Here is a 26,069-nt window from a genome sequence, read left to right as displayed (position 1 = left end):
GCTTTTTGATCGGTAACGGACTTTCTATTCCTAGCTCATCGTTTACCAAAACTGGGTGGCCTTTTTCTATTTCAAATTAAATCCGGGGATATCTAATGTGAAATTCTATTCATCTTCTTCGAACATATTGGAAGAATAATTGATCCTGCCGTTATTAACAGCTTCCAATAAACGATAATCCCTGTCTTTGGAACCATCTCTCCGTCCTAAGGCAAAAGCGACTCTTTCTGTTTGGGCACCTTTATTTCCCCTATTGGAAACTACATATCCTATACCATTTTCACCTTTCAGCTCAATGGAGAAATCATCTTTTTTACTGTTCACCGCTCCACCTAGATTCATGGCCAAACCAACTTTACGTTGTGCTACTTCTACCATAAATACGTCTAGTCCACCATATCCTTCATGTCCTTCAGAAGCAAATACCAAGGTATTGCCCTGCATAATTTTAGGATACATATCGTTCTTTGTCGTATTTACTTTTTGACCCAGGTTTTTAGCGATTCCTACAGAGCCGTTTCTATTAATATTGGATACGTAAATATCATACTCACCAAAAGTACCGGGCATGTTAGAGGCAAAGAACAATCGCTTACCATCTGCAGAAATAGCCGGATGCAACGCGGAGAAGTCATTTGGACATAATGCCAATTCTTGAATGGTCTTCCATTCACCATCTACTTTATTGGCCTTATAAATCTTATGTACCAGCTCTTTCTTTGAAAAAATCCCTGTAGTAGGTTTTACATAAGTGGCCTTGCTAAAATAAGCCGTTTGGCCGTCTTTGGTCACTACCACCGGAGCGTCGTAGCTCATATTTTTTTTGGTGATGCCTTTAGGAAGCCCCGCATCAAGGGCTTCCAAGTTTCCCAATGTGAGACCATCAGCTGAGTTTTCAAAATGTAAAGGTTTAAAAGTATCCCTATAAGAGATTCTTTTCTGCGGTACCGGAGTGGCTTTCGTCATGTGATAATCTTCCATGATAAGTTCGGTCCAATTTTCGTCATCATTTTTATTGGTCGATTTTTGAACACCTAGTTTGGACAAAGCATAATCATATCTTTTTTGGTAGTTGGTACTTAAAGTACCATCCTCGGACAGTGCTTCCAGTTTTCCGTACCAAAACAAGGCTATTTCATACTTTTTGGAAAGGAAATTGGCATTGCCTAAATCTTCATAGATTTCCTTTTCGGTGTATCCTAAAGATTTTAATTCCTGAAAATTCTCCAGCTTCTTGTAATTGTCCTCTAAAAACTGATTTTTGTTTTCATAGTTTGAAGCTAACTGTGCGGATAACGAGAAGTAACACAAGCCTATTAAAAGACTTAGAGTTGCTCGATAGTTTAATGTATTTCTCATGTTAAAAGATTTTGGGGGTTTAACAAGTCAAAGTTCCAAAAACTTTCCGAGCCAATACTTATTAAAAATTCATAGGTTTTTGATTTTTTTGATTTTTTCAATAAAAAAAGAGCTTTAATTGAAACTGGTAAATGTTTCAAAAAAAGCCCTTAACGTGGGGGTTTCAAGAATTAGCTATTCCGCTTTTTAATTCTTACTATAAAAAGTAGTTTTGGCAGATTTAGTAGTGTTTTTTGTCGAAAACCTAGTAGTTATGATGAGGATTTTCTTCTAATGCAGGGCAATATCAATTGATTTTTCTTTACTGGTTTAAATCTTTTTTTCTTATTGAAAATGACTGGCGTAATCAAATACGCCATCACTAAAAAAGAGGTAATTGCCAATCCTAAAAAAATACCGAGTAAAATATCCACGAATAATAAATCCATTTTCTTCCTTTTAAATTTGTCTTTCACTAAGTGAGACACCAAATTTTTAAAAAGGTCACTATTATCTTACAATTCTTACAAGTGATCTTAAACTTTAAGGAAATATTATGTATTAATAACTATTGAACGTGGAAGTGATAAGAGGTAATATTCATTCTACGTGCTAAGGTGAAGACGAGAAACAACACAACTACCCATACAAAGCCATTAATTTTGCCGGAGATTGTGTTTTAATACCCAAAAACACTTCATTGAATGCTTTAAAAACGAAACGACTTTGAAACGGATGTCACTTCCTATTTGGAGAACCTTATTGTGCAGGATAAAATATATGAGACTGCCAAAAAAAGAACTTCCTTTGAAAATTTAAATTGTCTAAGATTATTCAGGAATATAACTTTTATCCAGAGCCATTGCCCATTTATCCAATTCAAAACCATCCTCACACATTGAAAACGAAATAATGTGTTCCCCTGCTTCTTTAATATTCAGATGAATAGTATGTGGCACACCACAATGATTTTCTGGAACGCGCTGTGCAGAAGTCCATGTCCATTTATTTTTACCTTCGCATAACTGTATTCTAGCGCCACTTTCCGGCCAATCCCCATTCAAACCGACATGTAATCCATTATCCTCTCCCCCCGATGAAAAGGCACGTACCCAAACATAATACTTGCCGGGTTTAGGAATATTTACTTTGTATGCTACAATACCTCCTGTTCCTTGTTTCGGAAAAAAATTCACCCCATCCATTAAATCATCGTCATGTGTTACTCTAGTATCCGGCAACGCTTCAATATACTTTCCACCACTTGCATTCTCCGCATGATTTTCCAAACCGCTCATATTTTTAACACTCGCAGGGCGTATGTACCAATCTCTGGGCGTTCCGTTGCTGGAACGGTACTGATAATTTTCTGCTTCCACAGTTATCACTCCGTCTTTTCCCTCAAACGGAATTGCTTCTTCCATCTCTTCCTCCATGGATAGAGTGGAAGGGGCAAAAATCAATTTGTTCCACCTTCCACGAGACCATGCAGTTTCATCATTTTCAGGAATCTTGCCATTAGTGACCGCCTTCGATTCTACTTGAACAATGTCATTGGTAGCTACAAAGTATTCTCCCAAATTATGATTTACCTCATCGAACGTGTCATTAGTTGCTGGATTAACCAAAGTATCCAATACCGTTCCATTCAGTTTTACAACATAAGAAGATTCTCCATCGTTCTCGGTCATAGTAGCTAAAGACAATCGGTATGTTCCGCTCTCCCCAGAGAATATGGTCTTTGCTATTGCAAATTTATCCCTCAAAGACTTATTCGCTGCGTTAATGGCCAAAGCGTTATTCCTTTCATCCTTATAATAAGTTGAGGGTGCACCCGAAGGGTTGATTTTAAAATCCCCAAGTGCATTTAAAACCAAACCTTTCTTTTTAGAAAGTCCCTTTAAATTGGATACCGTTCGCCTAGTAGTCAATAAAGCTACCCAATCTTTGTCCCTGCTTGGCGGGTATCCTATGTCTACCATACTACCACCTATAACGGAGCGAATACTTCCCCTTTGCAAAATGCCACCAGTTCTAGGATTGTACCATTTTATGGAAAATGTAGTATTGGCCCCGGTCAAATCTAATTTAGTATGCTCAACCTGTGGCAAAAAAACGGCATATATACTTCCATTTTGGGCAAATACAAAATCATTGGGATTAGGAGTTAGTCCATTGGCCGCCTTCATCTTTTCAAAAGGTAAATGTTTTTGGAAAAACTCCAAAGCATATCGTGTCTGGTCCCAAAGCAGGTCTCGAGAGCGCCAATCCTCACAATTCAAATCCATATGGGCATATTTGTACCCAAAGTACCATTCTACACCAAAGCCCCCTGCCATAAGGTTTCCCCAAAGCACATCTGTTCGCATTTCGTTGTGTTCAGGGTCATCCGCATCTGGTTTTGCCCCAACGTTTGCCGGACCTATCTCATCCAAAGGCACTACCCATTGATGACCTGTTTTTTGAGATGCGTTTATCCATTTTTGAGTAACATGGTTCACCCCATGGGAATGATGTAATTGTATGGAAGGGCCTCCTAAATATTCATATCCCAAAAGCGGATTCAAAATAGGTTCCTGTTGCCTTACCTGGGAATGAGTATGCAAGGCAATATGGTTTTTATAAGGATCATTTGTTCTTATATATTTGGCCATAGCTTTTCTGTCTTCATCATTTTGTGCCTTTGGGGACCAGTTTGCATAACCATTTTCTTCACCTAAATTCCATGTGATTCCTAAATGATGTGCAAAACGGGCAATGAGTTCCCTATAATATAATTTCCGTTGGGTTTTTGTTTCACCAATATCGAGCAAAAGTTCGTTTTCCGTCTCTTGTGTCATGATATGTAGCATCAATCCTAACTTGTCCATATGTTCAAAAACAATTTCCCACTGGTCCAGTTTGCTACAATCAAAACGGTAACGCTCGTTGATATTGTTCCAAGGCCAAACGTCATTACTATCTCCTTGCACGCTCATAGTTAAAAAATAAACGGAACCCATCCCTTTTGAGGCCAGGTAATTTAAAGCACCGATAATATTTTTTCCTTTTCCGTTCTGCCATGTAGGGTCGCCCTCTTTCCAATCCGTAGCGTGCGGGGCATATTCATGGGAAGGTGGTGTTTGGTCAAATTCATAATATGCCAATAAGCTTTCAGGACTTCCGGCGCCACCCTTTACCCAGTATTCCTTTGAGCCAGCGAATTGGAGGTAACGCTTTCCAACATAGCTCAAACGGCCCTTGGCCCTAAAGTCTTTTCCCAATTTATTGGACGGGGTCACCGTAAAACTTCCTTCTGCCCCATCAAAACTTCCCGGAACGCCGGCATCTGGGTCATCGCTGACCGCGATATTTTTCCCTGTTCTGAAAGAAACGGAATACTTCCATTCCCCAATAGTATCGGGAGAAAAATGTACTTTCCAAATTCTGCCAGAATTGGCACTGGTCTCGGCTGCATTCCCATCTGCCGCAAAATAACCGGGAACCACATACGTCTTTTTCCCATTGGTGAAGGTTACATTTAAGCGATAATTTAAAAATGGGTTGTTCACATCGTTTTCAGAAAGTTCGGCTCCTTCAAAACTAAGGGTTACTTTATGCCATTGTTTTAATTCTCCTTCTATAGTTGTTCTTTGGGATTGTACCAAAAATCCACATAACCCTAATAAAAAAGTAATCATCAAATTGGTTCTTCTTTGTGCGAAATGATTCATTTTTCAATATTCTTTAAAGTGCTGGTCAAAAGTGTTGGTCGTTATTGATAATAACCATAGAAAAATACGATATTTTAGAGGGTGTTGAAAATGAAATGAGGTTCTCAATGTCCTAAAATGGACGACAAATCGTTCTTACTTATTTCAAATCTAGAATATCAAAAGAAAGAGGACTTCATATTTTGTGAAAACACTTTTAAAATGCATAACTCATTCGAAGCATAGAACCTCTTGGCAATGTAGGAACGACCACAAAGCTAGCGTCTGGATTTTCTTGTACAAAATCGCCAGTAACACCATTGGCACTAGCACCAAAACTATTGGCCCCGAAGAAATTGGCCAAACCATCGGAATTAAAAAGGTTGGTCACCAAAACGTCCAAAGACCAGTTCTTGTCTATTTGATATCCCATACCAGCATTAAAAACGCTATATGGCGCAAGTTGAAAAGCATTGGCAACATTTCCTTCCCGCTCTCCCATGAATTGCCATCTAAGGAATCCGTTAAATCTTTTTTGCTCGTATTCCGCTCCAAGATTGAACATTATTTTAGGATTAAAGGGCAAGATGTTTCCAGAGAAATCCAAAATACTATCATCACCAGTATCTGTTGAACCTGCAGTATCATAAACTGTCCAGTCCTCAGCAATGGGGTTTTGCAACACCCCGTTGAACTTGAATGTTAACCAGGGTAAGGCTGCATAAGCGCTTTCCCATTCAAGACCAATAGTTCTGGACCTATTAAATTGGACAGGAGCATAAAATATATTGTTTGTTTCCTGGTCAAAAGCGAAATCAAAAATACCTATATTATTCAGCTCGCTCCAAAAAGCGGTAGCCGTTGCTGAAAACTCATTCGCACTAAACTTTAGTCCCAGCTCCAACTGTTTTATTCGTTGTATTTGTCCTTGTTCATTAACGGGAACATTTGTAAAATTATTGAAATAGTAATTTAATTCCGGTGCTTTATTCCCTGAAGAAAAACGTGTGAAAACAGCAACTTGATTTGAAAGCTTGTAATTAAGTGCGGCCGAATAAGAAAGATAATCATAGGTGAAATCGAATTCGTCACGGACTCCGGTGGGGACCAAAAGTCCATTATCATATTCGGTCAAGGGATTTCTATCTACGCCTCCGTCTTGCTGTAAAGGTGCTGACCTATCTTTACTCCCATCATGAGAAATATTTTCATAACGAAATCCAAAATCAAGATGTAAATTTTCAAGAACCTCCCAACGATCGTTGGCAAAAAAAGCGGTCTGACCAACGTCTGCTCTTGTATTCTCAAAAAATAATCCACCATAATTGCTTACTCCATTCTCATCTGATAGTTGAAGCACAGGTTGTCCCGGATTTTCCAAAGTGACCCTTAGCAATCTTGGATTTGGATCATAGGTAACATAAGCAAAATTACTCTGTGTGTAAGAGGACGTTTTTGAAAGCCCACCCGCAAAACCAAAAGTAATATCGTGATTATCCGTTTTTTTACGAATCGTCATCTGGTTCATCCATTCATCTGCCCTATTTTGTTTTAGCCAAGTAGCGGTTCCCATAATGGCATCGTTCGGTAAGCTACCATCTCCAATATATTCGAACGATTCTCCCATTAAAATACCGCTGTTATTCAATCTTGCAACCTCTGTTCCTGTACGCGCATCATTGAAAACAACTTGACCAATTGGAAACTGTGCTCCTGATATGAAATAGGCCAGAGGATTATTTAATGAGACAAAAGCGTTACTAATGGACGTTTGCCAGTTCGCATTTTTTCTTGAATGTTTTAGATTAAAATTAAACGACCAATCGTTCCCTAAATCCTGTAGGACTTCAAGTCCAAAGGCACGGTCTTGCGCATGAACTCCTTGGGAGGGGTCAAAAGAATTTGTAGCTCCTTCCGCAATTCTTCTACCATCGGGAATATTTGAGGAAAAAGCGGGCATCATCAAAGCCGTGCTATTAAAATCTTGACCAAAAGCGGCCTCTGGATTCTCCCAATCGGTAGCAGCCACACCGGTATAACGATTGGTAAAATCATCCAAAACCTTTCCATAAAACTTGAGAAAGCCATTTTCATGTGTCTTGATAATGTTAAATTTTAATTGACCTCCTTTACTGAACGTAAAATCGGTATTTCTAGCACCGTCATCTTTACGATAATGTCCTCCAATATTAAAGAACCAGTTTTTTCCAAATGTTCCACCAAAATTACCATCGATCCTAATCATGGGATTTCCCTCTCCCTGTACACCTCCTTGTAATTGCACTTCGCCTCCAAAAGTGTCCCTGGGTCCTTGGGATATGAAATTGTAAATGCCTCCTGGCCCATTGAGAGCCGTAATAGCAGCACTCCCGCCACGGATTGCCTCTATTTTCTTTGTAGTGATATCAACTCGGTGAAAAATATCCGGACCGTAATAAGAATGCTGTACTAAACTTACTGGAAGACCATCTTCTTGTAACGATATGTAATACCAGCCCATATCATCCTCTGCGGAGGCCGATATACCTCTCGTATATACTCTGGTGAATACTTCTCCCGCAGATGGGTCAACAAAAGTTCCCGGCACTGCCTGTAGCAAATCTGCAGTTCCCCTAGGGAATACTTGCTGAATATCTTTTGATGTTAAGGTTGTAATGGCCGTACTTGATTCTAACTGTAAGCGGGGTTCAAAGTTTCCCGTCACCACTACGTTGTCCAAATTCAAAGGGTCATCTTCCAAAACGAAAGAAAAAGATAGATCCGTATCGGAAACCTGAATTGTTTCCGTGTGGGTTTTAGAGCCAATATAATTTACTTTAATAATATATGTACCTGGGTTTACGTCCATTATTTTAAAAGTGCCCTGTATACTGGACACCGCAAATTTATTTGAAGGTTCCATAGTAATTTGTGCCCCCGATAGTGGAGTTCCTTCTGAATCAATAATATCACCGGAAATGACTATTTGCGCAAACGCGAAATTGCTAATGAAAATTAAACCTAGAAAGATTGATTGAAGTTTGGACATCATTGAAATTTAGGCGGTAAATATACCAAGCACATTTGTTTTACAGAGCAGTGAATTTAAATAATATCAATTTGGAAGAAGTTTTAAAAGCATTACCAATATTTCCAATTTTTAGTAATGATAAAATCGATTACTGTAAAGGCTTATAAACCAATGCCTTTGTTTCAATAAGTAAATTAGGGTGAGGTAGTTGGTTCACAGCCACGGTAGTTCGTGTTGGCCCAGAATGGTTCCAGACACAAAATTGTAATCCCCTACCCTTTTAATATGTGGATACTTTCCCAAGGGCAACGCCTTACCTTTTATCGTTTTACTATCCATATGCTAAATGGTTATTGCCTTTACTTGTTGATAAATATCTTCCAACGCGATATCTTCCCAATTAGGTCTTGAACAAATATCCAACAAAAGTTCATCCTGTTTTCTACCTCTTATCATTGCTTCCTCATAGGGAAGATTTTCCTGAAATGTCACTAGGGAATACTTGGAATAATAATCGGCATAAGTCTGTTCCAACTTCATCTCAATGGTACGTTTTCGAATAAAAACCTCATCCGCAACCTTATCTTTCATTTCATAAAAATTATCCACGGCCAAATCTGCAATAGCATTGGTATTTTTCACCCGTTTCTCCTGAAATATCATAAAAGCTTTTTCAAAATCCTCATTGCACGCTTCCAAAGTTTCATCAAAAACACGGACATCCTCAAAGGAAGCATTCATCCCCTGTCCATAAAAAGGTACTATGGCATGTGCAGCATCACCCATCACCAAAGCTTTGCCAAAGGCCTGCCATGGATAACATTTAATAGTTCCCAAAAGGCCGACAGGATTGTTAAAATACTCCTCTGTTAAGTTTGGGAAATGTCGTAAGCTGTCCGGATAATATTTTTTGAAAAAATCCACTACCTTTTTTGGGGTGTTGAGGGTATTAAAACCACTTTCCCCTTCGTACGGGTGAAATAGGGTCACTGTAAAACTGCCGTCCAGATTGGGCAACGCAATCATCATGAACTTTCCTCGAGGCCAAATATGAAGTGCATTTTTGTCCAAGCGGTAACTGCCATCCTCAGCGGGTGGAATTTCTAGTTCTTTGTACCCTGAACGGAGAAAATTCTGGGAAAAATTAAATAACAGCTCCGGTGTCCTTGCCATCATACTCTTACGAACCGCAGAACCGGCACCATCCGTTCCCAATATATAATCTGCGTGAACTTCAGCAGTGTTTCCATCTATATCCTTGAAATGGGCGATAGCCTTATCCAGATTGACATGCTCGCATTTAAAACCGAAATGAATGGTTACGTTATCAAACTCATCGGCCTTATCCAGTAAGGTTATGTTCAAACCTGTTCTAGAAACCGAATTGATACGTTCGCCTTCACGACCACTGTACCTAGAAAAACGTTCCCCTCCTTCAACAGGATGAATCATGCGTCCATCCATACCAATGCAATCTTCCAATATTTCTTCTTTAAGACCTGCACTTTTTATTGCCTTTAGACCACGGTCCGATAAAGCAAGGTTTATGGAACGACCCCCGGCCAAGGGTGTTTTTCGCATGTCCGCCAAACGTTCGTATACCAATACTCGATGCCCTCTTTGTGCCATACGTATGGCCAATAAAGAACCACAAAGTCCAGCTCCCACAATAATTATCTTTTTCTTTTTGGACATTTTATTTTTCTAGCTCTTCTTTTAAAATCATGACAAACGTATGGACATCCGTATAGGAATTGTATAAAGGTGTTGGTGCGATACGAATTACATTAGGCTCCCTCCAATCTGCTATTACGCCTCTTTTTGTTACCGCTTCAAAAATAGATTTACCGTTGCCATTGGTAAGCTGTAACGAAAGTTGGCAACCCCGTTCCGTTGAATCTTTAGGTGTAATTATCGTGACCTCATTTTCTAAAAATTCATTCAGCAAATCTTCCAAATATCCAGTAAGTTGAACGGATTTTTTATATAACGCTGCCATCCCTACTTCATCAAAGATGTCCAAGGAAGCCCTGATAGCGGCCAATGATAAAATTGGAGGATTGCTCAATTGCCAACCCTCTGCCCCGGGAATAGGGTTAAAACCGTCTCGCATACCAAAGCGGGTTTCCTTGTCGTGCCCCCACCAACCTGCAAATCTTGGTAAGTCAAAAGCATGGGCATGCCGTTCATGGATAAAACAACCGCCCACACTGCCGGGACCGCTATTCAAATATTTATAGGTACACCAAGCAGCGAAATCTACATTTGAATCATGAAGTTCCAGCTTTAGATTTCCCGCTCCGTGTGCTAGATCCACCCCAATACTGCACCCTTTTGCATGACCTAATGCCGCTATTCTTTTAATATCGAACACTTGCCCGGTGTAGTAATTTGGACAACCGATCAGGATAAGTGCAATCTCATCCCCTTCTTTTTCGATTGTAGCTTCAATATCCTCATGCCTCAGGAGCTCCTCGCCTTCTCTCGGTCTTAATTCCACCAATCCGTTTGTATACCCATGAAAACGAATTTGCGATTCCACCGCATAACGGTCAGAAGGAAATGCATCCGACTCTATCAATATTTTATAGCGGTTTTTTATAGGCCTATAAAAAGTGGCCATCAATAGATGGAGGTTTACGCTCAAAGTATTCATCATCACGACCTCAATGGGTTTGGCCCCAACTATCTTCGCCATTTTATCCGTCAAGAATTCATGATATGGTAGCCAAGGATTTTTGGCATGAAAGTGACCTTCAACACCATATTTGGCCCAATCAGCCAGCTCTTGATCTATATATTCTTTGGTCGTTTTAGGTTGAAGCCCAAGCGAATTTCCGCATAAATAAATATGCTCTTCCCCATTTTCTTTCCGGGGCATATAAAATTTATCCCGATAGGATTTCAGCTCGTCTTGAGCATCCAATTTCTGTGCGTATGCCAATGTGTATTTCATTCTACGCGCTTCACTCTTTTGTAAAACTTATCTGTTTCATTTCCACATAACCACCTAGCAACATTTTTATCCCAGATTTCTTCATGCTGCTGCTTAGTGATGATATCTTCGGCAACGGCCAAATCCAATAATTTTCCGGGATAGGAAGATTGCGCAACGCTTTCCATTTCTCCCAGTGGATAAGGGTCATCCAAACCAAGAATGAGTTGATCCGTTCCTTTTTGGCGGCGCACCATCAATTCAAAAGAAATAGTATCATGTACAAGTGTATCAAAATAGATATTGGGGTGCCCTAAAGCTTTTCTAGGCCTGGTCTGACCTTCAAAAAGGTCCGGCCTGCCATCAAAACCTTGAGTTCTTCGGCCTATATTCAAATGGTTCAATTGTCCGCCATGTGCAAAACAGACCCGGATATCCGGATATTTTTCATATAACCCATCCAAGGTATAAAAGTGATATGCGTCCGCGCATTGTGCCAACATCCATATCAAATGAAAACGCCAGGACTGGTTCTCCAATTGAATAAATTTCTCCCCATCATACGGATGTATTTCAATAGCCAATTGGTATTTGTTGGCCAATTCAAAAATAGGTGCGGTCTCCTTATCAAAAATACCCCGCCATGTTCCAACAGAATCCATATAATGCGTAGGTAAGCACAAAACTTGCATCCCCAGTTCTTCCACACAACGCTCAATTTCCCAACAGGCACCATCAATAAAACCGGCATGTACCACAAAACCGCAAGTAAATTTAGTGGGATGGTTTTGCTGCACTTGACAATTGAAATCATTTTGGAAGCGCAGGGCATATTTCATATCACGGATACGCAGACCGTTTCCATATAGTTGTGAAAGGTTGAGGACCACGGCATGATCAATCTTGTTGCGCTCCATCCATTGAAGCTTCTCCTCCAAGAAAAAACTGGAATCGGTGACCGGACGCCTCCACCCTTTTTGGAGCATATGTTGCCGATCCTCATCAATCCAAAAGATTTCTTTTTCCTTAAGATAAGAAGGTATCTGTTCTGGATAGGGCAACAAATGTGAATGTCCGTTAATTCTCATAATACCATTTATTTGGGAGATTCCATGACCGTACCGCAATTATCACAGGTCAAGAGTTCCTTGTTGGAATAAAATTTATCAAAAATTACGGGCATATCCGTTTCAATATCCTCTAGTTTAAAAGACTCCCTATATAATTCATTATTGCAATTCTCACAAAACCAAGCCAAGCCGTCTTCCATGGCTTCGCTGCGCTTTTGCTCAATGACCAAACCTACCGTGTTTGCTCCACGTTGTGGCGAATGTGGAATATTGGGGGGCAAATAATAAATTTCACCTTCTTTAATATGAATATCCTCAGGACTTCCATCAATCATTAGTTTTAAAACGATATCACCTTCTATTTGATAGAAAAATTCCGGTGTTTCATTTAAATGATAATCCTTTCTGGAATTTGGCCCACCTACGACCATGACGATATAATCCGCATCGTAAATCACTTTGTTGCCCACGGGAGGTTTTAAAAACTCGCGATTATCATCAATCCATTTTTTAAAATTAATCGGGCTGAATGTTTTGGACATGCTGAATGTTTTTATAAAAATTAAACTTTTATCTTGAATATGCCATGCATACATTCTTTGCTTCCGCAAAAAACCTTAAAGCTTCGTAACCACCTTCACGGCCAACACCAGAGTTTTTCATACCTCAATTGCGCAACCACCAGGGCAAACTTTTTTAGTGTACGTTCTGCATTGTCTTGAAAATCTTTCTTTAATCGTTCGCTGAATATACTATCCATTTTTATATCTATCAAGTGTATTGGAATTCCGTCGTAAAGAATTTTCACTTATTTTCTCTTTTCCCAAATTGATGTAATACATAATCTCATCAAAATGCAATATATAGACCCTTACACTTATTTTCCTTATTTCTTCAAAAGGATATTCCACTTTATATTCTTTCGTCTTTAAAACAAAATCGATTTTAAACTTATAAGGGGCAGTAATAAGTTTCACGTAATTTGAATTTAATCTAAGTTTTGAAAGTATAGTATCGATAATGTGTTGTAGTGTAATATCGACCTAAAAATTGTGAAAGGCTATCTGTTGGTGATAAGCTGCTTTTAATGTCCTCACACTAAGTTTTTTTTGTTCGTTAGGCATTTATTATAAATTTTACGGAAGAATTTTTAAAATCTATTATCCAACTGATTCTTTGTAGACCGAAGGAGTGCTACCTGTTACCTCTTTGAATACCCTATTAAAAGAGGCCTTGCTATTAAATCCCGAATCGTAGGCAATGGCTATCATGGTCAGGTTTTCACTATCGTTCTCTATGATGTTCTTAGCTTCCTCAACACGGTAAAGATTAATGAAACTATAGAAATTTTTTCCCAAATTAATGTTTAGTACTTCGGAAAGATGATGCGACGAAATATCCAATTGATCAGAAAGTGCTTTCTGCGAAAACTCGGTATCCAAATAGGGTTTTTCCTGCTCCATGTAGCTAAGAAGTGTATTCATTATAGATTTGCGCTCATCATCGGACAAGGAAGATCTTTGATATTTTCCTTTTGGTCTTTCTTTACGTTTTTCCTGTATCTTTTTAGAAACACGCTCCAATTTGTTCTTTAGATCTAGATTGGTCTCACTTACTTGGCGATATTGGTTTTCAATAAAATCCTTTTCCCTATCTACGCTGCGTTTGCGAATATAAAGTAGCGCCAAAAAGAAACCGAAAACTAAAATTCCGATACCTATTAAAATAGATAGGAACTTGTTTCTCTCTAAATAACCTTTGAGCAAGCCCTGTTGGCGCTCAATAACAAGAAGGCTTTCCCTATTCCTGTTGGCGTTCTCGATAGCATTTACCGCGTACACTTTCTTCAGGGCAAGGGTACTGTCTTTTATGCGTTGAAATTCCTTGAAGTAAAGTAGTGCTTTTTCAGAATCGCCAAGTTGGGTATAAGTTGCATAATACAATGAATCACGCTCCATATCGGAATACGGCTTAAATAAGGAATCGGTTCTGTTTAAATATTGCAATGCTCTTTCGGGGCGTTCAAGCCGAAGACTGGCATAGGCCAATTTATTGATTGCCAGTGCGAAACCCCTTCTGTTTTTTGATACCATCGCTAATTTCAAACTCTTTTCGAAATAGGATAATGCTTCCTGAAAGGCTTCTTTTTCCAAAGCGATTTCTCCTTTAAAATACACATAATTATCTTGATTTTTTTGACTGTCTTTTTTGAAGTCATGTACTTTGGAAAGATAAAATTCCGCCGAATCGATTTCCTTTTGTCTCAAATTTACATTGACCAATCCGGAAGAGATGGTGGCGGCCTTTGCCGTATCCCTAAATTTGAGTGCATTTTGTAATGACTGGTTTAAATAATATTCAGACCTTTCGTAATTTTTCATACGCACGTAGAGCATACCCACATTGTACTGACAAAACCCTACTTCGCGCTCTTTATTTATTGTTTTTAATATAGTAATGGCCCTTATCAAGTTCTCGATGGCTACAGGATAGTCTGACCTGTATATGGAAACCACCGAAAGACTATTAAGACTGGAAGCCATGCCAGAAGAATCGTTTCTTAAACTATCCAGTTCAAAACTCCCTTCAAAATGGTATTGGGCACTGTCCAATTTGTTGGTATGCAAGTAAATTTCTCCCCATAATTTATGGTTTGCAGATGCCTGTCTGCCATATCCGGGCTTTATCAAAAGAGCAGCTTTTTTGGCGTAGAACTCCGTAGAATCAACATTCTCGCCTACATAATAATCCGCTAATCCCTGTAGTGCGTCAATAATTACCAGGGTATCTTGGCTTTTTAAATCTTGTTGTAATTGTTCGTAGGTACGAATTTGTTGCGCATGAACCTTTAATTCACAAAATAGAACACAAAAAGTCAAGAACAAATAACAGCGAACTTTAATCATTGCAGTCGGTCTGATTTTAGCTTCTAAAATAGGTATTAATTCACTATGGCGAATGCACCCGCTTTAAATAATCGTGTAATACTATTCTCTTAAAACTTCTATTTTCCAAATAAACATCTTGCTTTTAAGTCTCAACCAAGCGGTTGAGGCTTAAGCTAACATTTTGACTAGTATCTTAGGTCTAGGAAAACATGAAACAATGAAGATACTGGTAACTTTATTACTTTTTTTGATTATGGCCGTACAGCCCGTAGCAGCTTGCAAATGTCTTACGACCGACTTCAAAACAGCATATGAACAGACCGAAATAATTACTAAAGGTATTGTCACCAATATTGGTTACAAAACCTATGATGAATTACTGACCGCCCAAGAATTTGATAAACTGACCCAATATTTCAAAGCAGAGGGTATGAATTTAAGAGTATTAAATGAAAAGGTGTTCATACAAATAGAATTGGAAATCTCCTGTACCTATAAAGGAACTATTAGTTCCAACAAAATCAAAGTCTATACAAGCAGTTTTCATGGTATGTGTAGTTATAGCAATTTTGAATTGGGTAAGGAATTTATTGTGTATCTATCAAGAGGACCATTGACGGAACATTCGGATATCGCAAAAACAGTCTATACCACCAACAGATGTATGCGAACGAGACCTTTTGAAAAGGAAGAAGACCTTCTACTTTGCAATGCAATGTATCAATAGAAAATCAAAATGATAGACCACTTTCAAATTAAGATATCAGGATAATAATAGCAGTGATGCGAAAATTGAAAACCGTTATTGGTATTCTTGGCACAATCGCTTTGTTATTCGTGGTTTCAATTCTGATGTTTTATATACACACCGCTGTTATTGTCGGATATTTACCTATTTATGGGAATCCCGACCCAAAGGACGTTGCCATCCATTCTTTTTATATGCCACTGGTCTATTTCACTTTGGTGCTTTGGTTGTTATCCTTTTTTGTCTGGTTACTAGTTTCAAGTGTTTATATGTACAGGTTGAAGGATGGTGTTCAAATAAAACCGTTGTTCATATCGTTTGTAGCACATGTTTTAGCTTGGACGATTTTTTCTTCTGAAATCTTAAACTGGTTTTTGGATTGATTTAATATGAAATACTAATGAAAAAGAACTCTTTATTTGTACTTGTCTTGATACTCACCCAGACCGGTTGTATATTTTCTTCGGTAGATGAAATAAATGGGCGTGAGAATTTAGAAAAAGCATTTATAAACTCCTTTGGTTTTAACCCCTCAAATGAAGTTGACGACATCAAGGCCAGATCTAAATTTGTACGTGATTCCTATATTTTCTGGCTACGCGCTACGTATACCGAAAATACCTTTACCGATATTTTAAAGCATAAAACCTTCCGTACCACAGCTGGTTACGGAATTACCACAGAAAAAATCTGGTATGCCGATAAAGCTATCTTTTTTGACAATCCCGATGGTCCCGAATGGTATGCGATACCGGATAAAGAACTTGTTCTTTACTATGGAAAAGGCCAAGAAGAACATTTTGGACTATGCTCCGAGGCAGTTTGGATAGATGAAGGCAAGCAATATATTTATTACATCAATACAGGACAGAATTAAAAAACCCTAAACACACCACTAAAAGAATGAAATTGAAAAAAATACCGTTATTTCTATTGTTGATCGTATTTTCCTCGTGTATCACTCACACGGATGAAGAACTGAAAAATATTGCCATAAAGTTTCTTGACGACCGGTTAGCATCACCCGAATTGCTGGATTATAAGATAGAAAGGCATTTTGACACTTACAATATAGAGATAAATGATACGGATGCCTGGAAAACCAAACATCCGCAGCATACCAAAGTTTCATTTCCACTCTTTATAGAGATAAATGCTTCAGATGGTCAGGTAATCAGTTTTTTATAGCTTTTCTAAAACTTTTATACTTAACTAATCCCCTGTTATTTCTGCACCACATTCGTTTTTGGCCCATTCCGCAAATTCCATGAATGCCTTATCTTGTTTGCCGGAAGCCATTTTATTTTCCACTTCCTTAAACTCCTCGTAGGTATATTTTTCTTGAACTTTTTCCGCCATACAATCGCAGAGTCCTCCATCATTACCTCTTGCTTGCCGCTTGCAACCGTTCACGATATTATCTACTACGGCTTTAGGATAGCCGTTTTCGTTTTTACAGGCTGTAAATACTATGATCAATGTGATAAAAAATAGGTTTCTAGTATTGTTCATAAAACAAATTTTAAATGAATTAAGGTATTTTTTTTGAGTTTTAGGAAATTGTTCCTGTTCTCGAACTTATATTTAAATAACTTTTCTGTTAATCGTTCAATGGAATCAGCTTATAAATTGAGGTTGCATCATTTTGTAACCCTTTGACCATATTACTAAATTCCTTAACATCGGGCGAGTCGGGGTTCCATTCTAAACGACCTTCATTATATTCATTAAAGTAAACTTTCCATGTAGGATATTCTTCCTGCACTTTGGCCAAGACTTCGTCAAGGTAAACATTGACCTCCTCTTTTGATAGGTAGCCTGCACAATATCCCATCGCAGCAACATCCACAGACCTTGCATAATCCCAAGCCTTATACTGAGCAGGTTCTTTTTTTAAAATATCAAGCATTTCAAGAGTAGTGTCTTTGTTGGAAATTTCCCAAAAGTTGTTCAATGCCCCCGCACACCCTGATTTGTTATAGGTGTTAAAATAAAAAGGCCAATTTTTCTTGTAAGCCATCAAAATATCATCTTCACTCGGGTCGCCTGTAAGCCCCATTTGACTATACATTTGAGACAGGCCATTGAAACTGTTCGCTATATACGGGCCACCCAACATAAAACCTTTCAAGGTCTCTGTGGGATACTCCACTTTTTGACCACACGATTGTAATGTGATAATACATATTATGGCTACTGCTACTCTTTTTACTGTTCTCATTTGTCAAAGTTTACGATTATAAAGTTATTTTCAATTTTATCTTTTGTGAATTTAAATTTCATCTAAGTCCCCAAAGTCTCAACCACTTGGTTGAGACCTAAAACTGTCCCAATATGGGTACTTTTAACTTCAAATAATTCAATTATAGATGAAGAAGTGTTATTATGGTCAATATGTTCTGCTAGTATTTTTCGCGCTAAATACAACACGCTGTAAAAATTCCACGCATCAAAAAAACAATAAGGGCATTGAAGCACTATCCGAAGAAAAAACCTTCCAAAATCAATATAACGACCTTGCTCGATTGAACATCATCGGAAAAGTAAAACGGATCGATTATACCACAACGGACAGTTTGGGCCATATTCGAAAAAAATGGTATGAAACTTTTAATGATAAAGGAAATTTTATCGGAAAGTTTTATTTGGATTCCGCAGAAAGCATTAAAAGGCATTATACCTTCGACTATCAGGACATGCTCTTGAAAACCTTTTCTTATTTTGAAGTAGATAGTTTAAAAAAGCAAGAGACTTATACTTATGACAACCATAGAAGAGTAACAAAAATTGATAAGGGTTCAATTGATGAAACAGGTTGGTTCATGATGTATGAAAAACGAAAATATAATAATAAGGGCTTTGAAATAGAACGAACTCAAACTAGGGATTGGGTTTTTAACGGCAAAAAAGAGAACAAGCAGCAGTGGCGTGAGGAATATCGTTATGACAGTCTAGGGAACAAAACCAATATACTAAAATACAATGCCTTGGATGCATTGATTTCCGAAACAAGGAATGTTTACAATACGCATAATAAAATAACATCTTTTGAAACTACTAATTATGCTTATGATGGTGACACCTCAATGTCATCTGCAAAAATAAGCTACGACACTCGCGACAACCTACTAAGTGTCGTGTTTACAGGAATGCTTTCGGGTTTTGAAAAATACACATATACCTACAATGATAGAAACAATTGGGCCGAAAGAACTAAATCTGGAAGCAATACGATTTTACTGAACACTTCGCGTGTTTTTACATATTATGAGTAACGATGGTTATAGGTTGTACCGTTGTAAATCCAATCCTAATATACTTGCAATTAAACTGAAAAAGCTACATCTTACTTTGTCTATATATTAAGAAAGAAAACCATTGTCGTAATGAATAGCCATTAGTGTTAAAAACACTTTTATCCATGAGTATTGTAAATCTATATAATTTACAGATTTATTATAAATCTTCGATGTAAAGATTCTAATTATCTTAACATATTGAAAAAGCAGGATATTCTCGAGAGCTTAATTATTATATGGATATATTGTGAGTTTTGCACTGTAAACTATCTCCTTTGAATCATTTGTGGTATCAATTACAACATGGGTTACAAGAAGAAACGTAATGATTTTCTAAATTTCCCAGTAAATTAAACAACACATTAAATGAAGAAATCCAATACTTCCAAAATTTCCGACAATCAAATTTCGCGAAGAAAATTTATCTCTAGAACTACATTGGCAACAGGTGCCATAGCCATAATTCCAAGACATGTGCTCGGTAGAGGGTTTACTGCACCAAGTGACAGGATAAATCTCGGTTTTATAGGATTGGGAAAACAAACGGTATACCTGACCAAATTTTTTACCCAAAATACCGATGCGCAAATTGTAGCTGGTTGTGACGTTTGGAAACCGAAGAATGATTGGTTCAAAAAACACGTGGCCGTTAATTATGCCGAACAAAGAAATCAAACCGGTTATAATGATGTTGAAACGACCGGTGATTATAAAGAACTGTTGGCCAGAAAAGATGTCGATGCCGTAGTTATCGCCACACCGGATCATTGGCACTCCATACAGGCGGTAGATGCAATGAAAGCCGGAAAACATATATATTGTGAAAAACCGATGACTCAGCATATCCAAGGCGGGATAGACATGGTCAAAACCATGAAAGAGACCGGTCGTATTGTACAGGTAGGAAGCATGCAACGCTCTTGGGAAAAATTTAGACGGGCCTGTGAATTGGTACGCAATGGATATCTAGGCGAGATTTCAAAAGTTTTGGTAAATGTGGGCGATCCGGCAATACCTTTTAACATGGCATCCCAAGAAGTTCCCGAGGATTTAGATTGGAATACATGGTGCGGCCCTGCCCCACTTATACCTTACAATGAAAGACTTTCACCCAGGGATAGTAATGCCATTTTTCCGGATTGGCGGTTGTTCAAAGAAACGGGAGGTGGCCTTCTTACCGATTGGGGAGCGCATATGTTCGATATAGCACAATGGGCATTGGGAATGGATCACACGGGACCTGTCCGGTATATTCCACCGACCGATAGAACTGCCGTAAGAGGAATGCGTATGTTTTACGAAAATGGTATAGAAATGGTACATGAGGATTTTGAAAGAGGTTGGGGCGTTCGTTTCATTGGCAGTGAAGGAACCATGGATATAAGCAGAAAGTATTTTGAAACCAATCCAGAAAATATTTTATCGGCCAAATTAAAAGATTCGGATATTCGATTGTATAATTCCAACGAAAATCACTACAAAGATTGGCTTGATGCAATAAGAAACAAAACACAACCTATATGTGACGTTGAGACCGGTCACCGATCGGCAACTATCGGAAACATCGCTAACATTGCTTATCAATTAGGTCGTACATTGGAGTGGGATCCTATTGAGGAGCATTTTAAAGGAGATGCCCAAGCAAATTCAATGCGCAGTAGAAACAACCGGAAATATAACTAAGCGTTCGGTTTTTTTTGTTTTGCATTCTTAAACTAAGAAATACAATGAAAAATTCTAGATTTATTTTCCTGTGCATTTTTACCATTATCATTTTTGTTGCATGTTCAGGCTCCGAGGACAGTTCACCCTCTCCAGAACCGGAAGCGGAAATCCCACAAGAACCGGAATCCGAATCCGAACCCGAACCTGCAGAATGGAACTTGGTTTTTGAAGATGAATTCGATACCGATTTAGCTGCTTGGAACATATGGGAAGGCGGTGCATTTAACAATGAAATTCAATTATACAACACGAGTCAAGCTGTTCTGGAAAATGGTATTTTAACCATTACCGCAAAAAGGGAGACCGCTCAGGGTCCTAACAATCCTTTTGATACAACGCCAAAAGACTTTGAATATATTTCTAGCCGCATAGAAGGAAAAGTGCAATATGGACCATCAGATTTGGATGGGGAAAGAGAATATCGTTTTGCAGCTCGTATCAAATTGCCCAAAGGAGATGGTATGTGGCCCGCCTTTTGGTCATATGCAGATCCATGGCCTACTCAAGGAGAGATAGATATTTTAGAAGCTCGCGGCAACGACCCGATGCGCTTTCAATCCAATATTTTTTATGGAACACAAGCCGGGCAACCGCTCAACGATAATGCGGATACCGAAAAGGAACACGAGCTGGAAATTGACTTGACTACAGATTTTCATGAATATGAATTAATCTGGAAATCCGATAGTCTTGAAATTGTTTTTGACGGGGAAGTGATACACACCTATATCGCCAACAGCAAAAATTTTATAGCAGAGTTATTTGAAAAAAAACAACAAATTGTATTTAATCTTGCTGTTGGAGGTGATTTTTTTATTGACAAAAATTCCGCTAACTATACTGATATGGCCACTATGCAGATAGATTGGGTAAGGGTGTATAAAAGGTAAGACACGTTATCTAAATATTCTGTAAAGTACAACAAGCAAATGAATGATAATATGTTTGGAGTAATGAAAACAGTAATTTCTGCTGCCACTATAGTCGCCAAACTGAAGAATTTTAATCAAATTTAAATAAACGCTTGGCTACATATTTATCGAGTCATTTTTATAACTTCACGAAAAAAGGTTTTTGAGTTCAATGAACTTTAAATTATATTTATTTGGTAGTCATAATTTAATAATATCCTGTAAAAAGTGTATATTAACTGTGCTACTTTTTTCCTGTGGATGGCAAGCAATATACTCACAAAAAACTCCTGAGAACTATAATTTTGTAGGGGTCAAGGAGAGCATCTCACAACGCGCTATCTCAAGCATCATTGAAGATTCTTACGGTTTTATTTGGATTGGCACCATTAGCATGGGTATTTATAGGTATGATGGTATTAACCATAACTTATATACATATGATTTTGATGATGAGTTTTCAATTGGTAGCAACGGAATATATTGCACTTTTCTGGATTCGGACAATCGTTTATGGGTAGGCACTTCTGATGGCCTTAGTCTGTACAATAGAGATTTTGATAGATTTGAAAGAATTGATATAAAAGGCTCCTCGACTTTGCTTTCCCCCAATGTGGTTGTAAAATCAATGAACGAGGATAATAACAGAAACCTGATCGTTGGGACATATGGCAATGGTTTACTCAGTATTGATTTGGATTCTTTCAAAGTTTCCAAAATAAGTTCGGATGAAGACTCGGAACCGAGATTATTCATAAATAGCTTAAAAAAGACTAAAAGTGGCAGACTTTATGGTGCTACAAGTCTAGGACTAAAGTATCTGGACGAAGAAGAAAAAACTTTTAAACAAGCCACCTTTAATATCGACGGTACTATTGGCAGTATCTCTGAATATCTAGAATCATTAGTCGTGGACCAAGATGACAACCTTTGGTTGGGTACCGCCTCAAAAGGTCTTATGAAAGTATCTAACCAAGTTAATTCAGTTAAGATAAATCATATACCCGTTACTAATAAAAGAATTCTCTCCCTACTTAATTCAGATGAAAATACACTTTTGGTAGGGACAGAAAATGATGGGCTGTACGCTCTAGACCTAGACGGAAACGTAATTCAGAAATATGAATATAGTAAGTTCGGAAAGAACAGCCTGGCCTCCAATTCAATTTGGTCCCTCTTTTCTGATAAACAAAGTAGAATATGGATAGGGTATTACAATAAAGGTGTGGGAGTCTATGACAAGCTATACAATAAATTCAATGCCATTGAAAGCTTGGCAAACAATATCAATTCTTTACAGGCCGCATCCGTTACAGGTATCGCCAAAGACAAAAATGGGCAGTTATGGATCGGCATGGAAGGAGGCGGAGTGGATATATACGATACAAAAACCAAAGAATTCATACATGTCAACAGTAAAAATAAGAGTCCTTACAAAGGTTTGGAAAGTGATGACATACAAACTGTTTTTATAGATAGTAAAGAAAATATTTGGGTAGGAAGTTGGAGCGGAGGCATCTATTTTCTTGAAAAGGGGAGCAAAAAATTTATCAATTATAACATTGAGACAACCAATGGCTCCCTAACTTCTGACGGTATTCTAAGTTTTACCGAAGATTCAAGGGGCGTCATATGGATTGCATCGTTCTTAAGCGGACTGCATTATTATGATCCGGACAAAAATGCTTTTTTTCATTGTAATACTTCTTCGTTCATAAATCTTAACTTGATCAATTCGGATGTTAGGGTAGTTTTTGCAGATTCCCGAGACAATATATGGATGGGCACGACTAGCGGTCTATACAAGGTAAATATGAATGACAAAGGTGAACCTTCGGTCGTTTCTATGAAAAATAGAATGCCCAAGGAATTAAGGATACATCCAAGCACCCACCACATACTATCTATTTATGAAGATAGAGAACAACAATTATGGATTGGAACCGAAGGTGGTGGACTGTTTAATTATCATGAAGCCGAGAATCTATTTATAAAATATGATGATATCTATGATTTTAATGACACTTCTATAAATGCGATTATAGAAGGTGACGATGGTTCATTATGGGTAAGTGGGAAGTCGGGAATTTCAAGATTGGATATAAAAAATAAGAAAACCACGAATTATACGGTTGATGATGGGTTGCTTGGGAACTATTTTAACAATAGCTCTGTTTTAAAAGACGAAAATGGCACTCTATATTTTGGAGGGTATTTGGGAGTGAACTATTTTAACCCCAAGGAACTTGAAATCAATAAAGTAGAACCCACTCTTTACTTTTCGGATTTTAAACTGTTTAATAAAAAGGTCTTGCCAACTGATGAAAAATCACCTTTAAAAAAGGTAATCTCAGAAACAGAAAGCATCACCTTGAACCATGAACAGTCTGTCTTTACCATAGAGTTTTCAACCATTAGTTTTACTAGACCAGAAAAAAACCAATATGCTTATTACATGGATGGTTTTGAGACGGATTGGAATTATGTTGGCAACGTAAGAAACGCTACATATACCAATCTCCCTCAGGGAGATTACGTTTTTAAGGTAAAATCGGCCAATAATGATGGGGTATGGAACCAAAGCCCTCTAGAATTGAAAATTACTATTCTACCTCCTTGGTGGATGACCAGAACCGCTTATTCAATTTATCTTGTTATCTTTTCAATAGCGGTATTTATGCTCAATAAATTCCTGAAAGACAGGTTTAGGGAAAAACAGGCAATCAGGTTCGAAAGGGACAAGAGATTACAGGAAGAGCAACTACACAATAAAAAATTACAGTTTTTCACAAACATATCTCATGAGTTCAGAACACCGCTAACATTGATAAAAAATCCTATTGAGGATCTTATCAAAAATAAAAATCTCGACCTACCTAGAGAGGTAAAGGAAAAACATAAAATCATTCACAAAAATTCTGATAGGTTGTCCAGACTAATAAACGAACTATTGGATTTCAGGAAATTACAATCCAACAAAATACCTATCCAAGCAAGAGAAATAGACGTCGTTTCCTTTGTAAACAATACTGTGGAATATTTTAAGGAAGAAGCTGCACATAGGGATATTGAACTTAATTTTGCTGCACCTACCAATAGATTAATGGCTTGGCTGGATCCGGATATGTTAGAGAAAATAGTATTTAATCTACTCTCTAACGCATTTAAGGTTACACCGGAAAATGGAACCATTTCCGTAGCAATAAGAAGAGAGAAAGAAGCTTTGATTTTGCCCCTTGTCAACAAAGTAGAGCCAGTAGATGCTTTCACTATTTCGGTAGAGGATACAGGGCCTGGACTAGACCAAAAAGAATACAAAAAAATCTTTAATCGCTTTTATCAAGTTGGCAAACTAAACAAAAGTTATTATGGCAGTACGGGTATTGGCCTTGAAATGGTCAAAAACTTTATGATGCTGCACAAGGGAAAAATAGAAGTAGGGAGCAAAATACAGGAAGGCACTCGCTTTACGGTTACTTTTCCTTTAGGAAAAAAACATTTCAATCAAAATGAGGTTCAATTTTCCGAGGAAGGCAATATCACAAATAACGATGGCGAACAAATTGAAAACATCGAAAACCAGCTAGAGGAAAATAGCAAAGAGCACACTTTGATGATTGTAGAAGACAATCCGGAATTACGGGATTACCTTAAGGGCGAACTAAAAAAACTATACAATATCATTGTTGCTGAAAATGGGTTAAAAGGTTTAGAAATTGCAGCTGATAAACTGCCGAATATTATTTTGACAGATGTGATAATGCCCGAAATGGACGGCTTTGAAATGTGCAGACAAATCAAAAGCGATATCAAGACCAGTCATATACCCCTCTTGATGCTAACCGCTAAAGCAATGCCAAACGATAAAGTAAAAGGTATTGATTCGGGTGCTGATGCTTACCTTACCAAACCTTTTAATATGGATGTGCTCAAAGCTACCTTGAGCCAATTAGTAACAAGTAGACGAATACTCTTCAATAAAAATTACGATGGTATTTCAGAAGATTCACAGGCTAAGGCAACTACGTTGGATAATGTTTTTGTGCAAAAAGTCCTGGAATACATAAACGAAAATATAGACGAACCGGATTTGAGCGTTGAACAAATGGCTTCACAATTCTTTTTAAGTAGGAGCCAATTATACAGAAAAGTTAAAACACTGACCGGAGATTCGGTAACGGGGTTTATTAGAAAGGTAAAGCTTCAAAAGGCTAAAAATCTATTGGCCTCCGGTAATAATAATATCAGTGAAGTTGCATACATGGTAGGATTTTCTTCGCCCTCCTACTTTACCAAATGCTATAAAGCAGAGTTTGGACATTTACCCACGCAGAGGGTTCATAAATAATCTTTTTATACTTTTATGATTTTAATGAAATTTTTAACGTTTGAACTATAAAAACACATTAAAACACATTAAAATATAGAGATGCAACAAAATTGCTAATATTTG

General features: G+C 37.9%; 21 protein-coding genes. 8 read left to right on the top strand and 13 right to left on the bottom strand.

Annotated elements, in window-relative coordinates:
• Positions 1-105: 105 nt before the first annotated feature.
• The 11 genes from ACKWBX_RS08500 to ACKWBX_RS08450 form a co-directional block, all read right to left on the bottom strand.
• Positions 106-1,359 (bottom strand): TolB family protein, encoded by a 1,254-nt coding sequence (locus ACKWBX_RS08500; protein ID WP_413968245.1) that lies wholly within the window; start codon positions 1,357-1,359, stop codon positions 106-108.
• A gap of 251 nt (positions 1,360-1,610) precedes the next feature.
• Positions 1,611-1,787 carry a hypothetical protein gene (locus ACKWBX_RS08495; protein WP_413968244.1) on the bottom strand — a complete coding sequence of 59 codons (177 nt, stop codon included), beginning with the start codon at positions 1,785-1,787 and terminating at the stop codon, positions 1,611-1,613.
• A gap of 381 nt (positions 1,788-2,168) precedes the next feature.
• Positions 2,169-5,051: a DUF5060 domain-containing protein gene (locus ACKWBX_RS08490; RefSeq protein WP_413968243.1), complete on the bottom strand. Its 2,883-nt coding sequence runs from the start codon at positions 5,049-5,051 to the stop codon at positions 2,169-2,171.
• Positions 5,052-5,247: 196 nt separating this feature from the next.
• Positions 5,248-8,058, bottom strand: a complete 2,811-nt coding sequence (locus tag ACKWBX_RS08485; RefSeq protein ID WP_413968242.1) for a TonB-dependent receptor — start codon at positions 8,056-8,058, stop codon at positions 5,248-5,250.
• A 195-nt stretch (positions 8,059-8,253) separates the two neighbouring features.
• A complete protein-coding gene (locus tag ACKWBX_RS08480) occupies positions 8,254-8,379 on the bottom strand; it encodes a hypothetical protein (RefSeq protein ID WP_413968241.1) in 126 nt (41 codons plus the stop codon).
• A gap of 3 nt (positions 8,380-8,382) precedes the next feature.
• Positions 8,383-9,735, bottom strand: coding sequence for an FAD-dependent oxidoreductase (locus tag ACKWBX_RS08475; RefSeq protein WP_413968240.1), 1,353 nt, complete (start codon positions 9,733-9,735; stop codon positions 8,383-8,385).
• A gap of 1 nt (position 9,736) precedes the next feature.
• Positions 9,737-10,996 (bottom strand): kynureninase, encoded by a 1,260-nt coding sequence (gene kynU, locus ACKWBX_RS08470; RefSeq protein ID WP_413968239.1) that lies wholly within the window; start codon positions 10,994-10,996, stop codon positions 9,737-9,739.
• Positions 10,993-12,063, bottom strand: coding sequence for an amidohydrolase family protein (locus ACKWBX_RS08465; RefSeq protein ID WP_413968238.1), 1,071 nt, complete (start codon positions 12,061-12,063; stop codon positions 10,993-10,995). Before ACKWBX_RS08465 ends, kynU begins: the two co-directional genes overlap by 4 nt.
• Positions 12,064-12,071: 8 nt before the next feature.
• On the bottom strand, positions 12,072-12,587 hold the full coding sequence (locus tag ACKWBX_RS08460; protein ID WP_413968237.1) for a 3-hydroxyanthranilate 3,4-dioxygenase: 516 nt from the start codon (positions 12,585-12,587) through the stop codon (positions 12,072-12,074).
• 210 nt (positions 12,588-12,797) lie between these two features.
• Entirely contained in the window at positions 12,798-13,022 is a 225-nt protein-coding gene (locus tag ACKWBX_RS08455) for a hypothetical protein (protein WP_413968236.1), read from the bottom strand.
• Positions 13,023-13,205: 183 nt separating this feature from the next.
• Positions 13,206-14,951, bottom strand: coding sequence for a helix-turn-helix domain-containing protein (locus ACKWBX_RS08450; protein WP_413968235.1), 1,746 nt, complete (start codon positions 14,949-14,951; stop codon positions 13,206-13,208).
• 199 nt (positions 14,952-15,150) lie between these two features.
• On the opposite strand from ACKWBX_RS08450, the gene ACKWBX_RS08445 reads away from it, so the two are divergent.
• The 4 genes from ACKWBX_RS08445 to ACKWBX_RS08430 are packed head-to-tail and all read left to right on the top strand — an operon-like array spanning position 15,151 to position 16,869.
• Positions 15,151-15,660, top strand: coding sequence for a hypothetical protein (locus tag ACKWBX_RS08445; protein ID WP_413968234.1), 510 nt, complete (start codon positions 15,151-15,153; stop codon positions 15,658-15,660).
• Between the two features lie 56 nt (positions 15,661-15,716).
• Complete coding sequence (locus tag ACKWBX_RS08440) at positions 15,717-16,064, top strand: hypothetical protein (RefSeq protein ID WP_413968233.1); 348 nt, start codon at positions 15,717-15,719, stop codon at positions 16,062-16,064.
• Positions 16,065-16,081: 17 nt separating this feature from the next.
• Positions 16,082-16,558: a hypothetical protein gene (locus ACKWBX_RS08435; protein WP_413968232.1), complete on the top strand. Its 477-nt coding sequence runs from the start codon at positions 16,082-16,084 to the stop codon at positions 16,556-16,558.
• 26 nt (positions 16,559-16,584) lie between these two features.
• The gene (locus tag ACKWBX_RS08430) at positions 16,585-16,869 is read left to right on the top strand and encodes a hypothetical protein (RefSeq protein WP_413968231.1); all 285 of its coding nucleotides are present in this window, start codon (positions 16,585-16,587) and stop codon (positions 16,867-16,869) included.
• Positions 16,870-16,893: 24 nt separating this feature from the next.
• Here ACKWBX_RS08430 and ACKWBX_RS08425 read toward each other — a convergent pair whose 3' ends face one another.
• Positions 16,894-17,193, bottom strand: a complete 300-nt coding sequence (locus ACKWBX_RS08425) for a hypothetical protein (RefSeq protein WP_413968230.1) — start codon at positions 17,191-17,193, stop codon at positions 16,894-16,896.
• An 88-nt stretch (positions 17,194-17,281) separates the two neighbouring features.
• Positions 17,282-17,902 (bottom strand): DUF1266 domain-containing protein, encoded by a 621-nt coding sequence (locus tag ACKWBX_RS08420; protein ID WP_413968229.1) that lies wholly within the window; start codon positions 17,900-17,902, stop codon positions 17,282-17,284.
• A 148-nt stretch (positions 17,903-18,050) separates the two neighbouring features.
• Between ACKWBX_RS08420 and ACKWBX_RS08415 the strand changes: the two genes are divergently transcribed.
• The 4 genes from ACKWBX_RS08415 (at position 18,051) to ACKWBX_RS08400 (ending at position 25,964) form a co-directional block, all read left to right on the top strand.
• The gene (locus tag ACKWBX_RS08415; protein WP_413968228.1) at positions 18,051-18,956 is read left to right on the top strand and encodes a hypothetical protein; all 906 of its coding nucleotides are present in this window, start codon (positions 18,051-18,053) and stop codon (positions 18,954-18,956) included.
• A gap of 390 nt (positions 18,957-19,346) precedes the next feature.
• Positions 19,347-20,663 (top strand): Gfo/Idh/MocA family protein, encoded by a 1,317-nt coding sequence (locus tag ACKWBX_RS08410; protein WP_413968227.1) that lies wholly within the window; start codon positions 19,347-19,349, stop codon positions 20,661-20,663.
• Between the two features lie 44 nt (positions 20,664-20,707).
• Entirely contained in the window at positions 20,708-21,595 is an 888-nt protein-coding gene (locus tag ACKWBX_RS08405) for a glycoside hydrolase family 16 protein (protein ID WP_413968226.1), read from the top strand.
• Between the two features lie 262 nt (positions 21,596-21,857).
• Complete coding sequence (locus ACKWBX_RS08400) at positions 21,858-25,964, top strand: hybrid sensor histidine kinase/response regulator transcription factor (protein ID WP_413968225.1); 4,107 nt, start codon at positions 21,858-21,860, stop codon at positions 25,962-25,964.
• The last annotated feature ends 105 nt before the right edge of the window (positions 25,965-26,069 follow it).

The sequence above is a fragment of the Maribacter algae genome, from assembly GCF_047345745.1.
GTDB lineage: Bacteria > Bacteroidota > Bacteroidia > Flavobacteriales > Flavobacteriaceae > Maribacter.
The sequence above is the reverse complement of the archived record's forward strand: the minus strand, read 5'-3'. Positions and strand labels throughout refer to the sequence as shown.

Excerpts from the sequence above, each read along its gene's own strand:
- ACKWBX_RS08500 (WP_413968245.1), bottom strand. The coding sequence starts at position 1,359 with ATGAGAAATACATTAAACTATCGAGCAACTCTAAGTCTTTTAATAGGC.
- ACKWBX_RS08495 (WP_413968244.1), bottom strand. The coding sequence starts at position 1,787 with ATGGATTTATTATTCGTGGATATTTTACTCGGTATTTTTTTAGGATTG.
- ACKWBX_RS08490 (WP_413968243.1), bottom strand. The coding sequence starts at position 5,051 with ATGAATCATTTCGCACAAAGAAGAACCAATTTGATGATTACTTTTTTA.
- ACKWBX_RS08485 (WP_413968242.1), bottom strand. The coding sequence starts at position 8,058 with ATGTCCAAACTTCAATCAATCTTTCTAGGTTTAATTTTCATTAGCAAT.
- ACKWBX_RS08480 (WP_413968241.1), bottom strand. The coding sequence starts at position 8,379 with ATGGATAGTAAAACGATAAAAGGTAAGGCGTTGCCCTTGGGAAAGTAT.
- ACKWBX_RS08475 (WP_413968240.1), bottom strand. The coding sequence starts at position 9,735 with ATGTCCAAAAAGAAAAAGATAATTATTGTGGGAGCTGGACTTTGTGGT.
- kynU (WP_413968239.1), bottom strand. The coding sequence starts at position 10,996 with ATGAAATACACATTGGCATACGCACAGAAATTGGATGCTCAAGACGAG.
- ACKWBX_RS08465 (WP_413968238.1), bottom strand. The coding sequence starts at position 12,063 with ATGAGAATTAACGGACATTCACATTTGTTGCCCTATCCAGAACAGATA.
- ACKWBX_RS08460 (WP_413968237.1), bottom strand. The coding sequence starts at position 12,587 with ATGTCCAAAACATTCAGCCCGATTAATTTTAAAAAATGGATTGATGAT.
- ACKWBX_RS08450 (WP_413968235.1), bottom strand. The coding sequence starts at position 14,951 with ATGATTAAAGTTCGCTGTTATTTGTTCTTGACTTTTTGTGTTCTATTT.
- ACKWBX_RS08445 (WP_413968234.1), top strand. The coding sequence starts at position 15,151 with ATGAAGATACTGGTAACTTTATTACTTTTTTTGATTATGGCCGTACAG.
- ACKWBX_RS08440 (WP_413968233.1), top strand. The coding sequence starts at position 15,717 with ATGCGAAAATTGAAAACCGTTATTGGTATTCTTGGCACAATCGCTTTG.
- ACKWBX_RS08435 (WP_413968232.1), top strand. The coding sequence starts at position 16,082 with ATGAAAAAGAACTCTTTATTTGTACTTGTCTTGATACTCACCCAGACC.
- ACKWBX_RS08430 (WP_413968231.1), top strand. The coding sequence starts at position 16,585 with ATGAAATTGAAAAAAATACCGTTATTTCTATTGTTGATCGTATTTTCC.
- ACKWBX_RS08425 (WP_413968230.1), bottom strand. The coding sequence starts at position 17,193 with ATGAACAATACTAGAAACCTATTTTTTATCACATTGATCATAGTATTT.
- ACKWBX_RS08420 (WP_413968229.1), bottom strand. The coding sequence starts at position 17,902 with ATGAGAACAGTAAAAAGAGTAGCAGTAGCCATAATATGTATTATCACA.
- ACKWBX_RS08415 (WP_413968228.1), top strand. The coding sequence starts at position 18,051 with ATGAAGAAGTGTTATTATGGTCAATATGTTCTGCTAGTATTTTTCGCG.
- ACKWBX_RS08410 (WP_413968227.1), top strand. The coding sequence starts at position 19,347 with ATGAAGAAATCCAATACTTCCAAAATTTCCGACAATCAAATTTCGCGA.
- ACKWBX_RS08405 (WP_413968226.1), top strand. The coding sequence starts at position 20,708 with ATGAAAAATTCTAGATTTATTTTCCTGTGCATTTTTACCATTATCATT.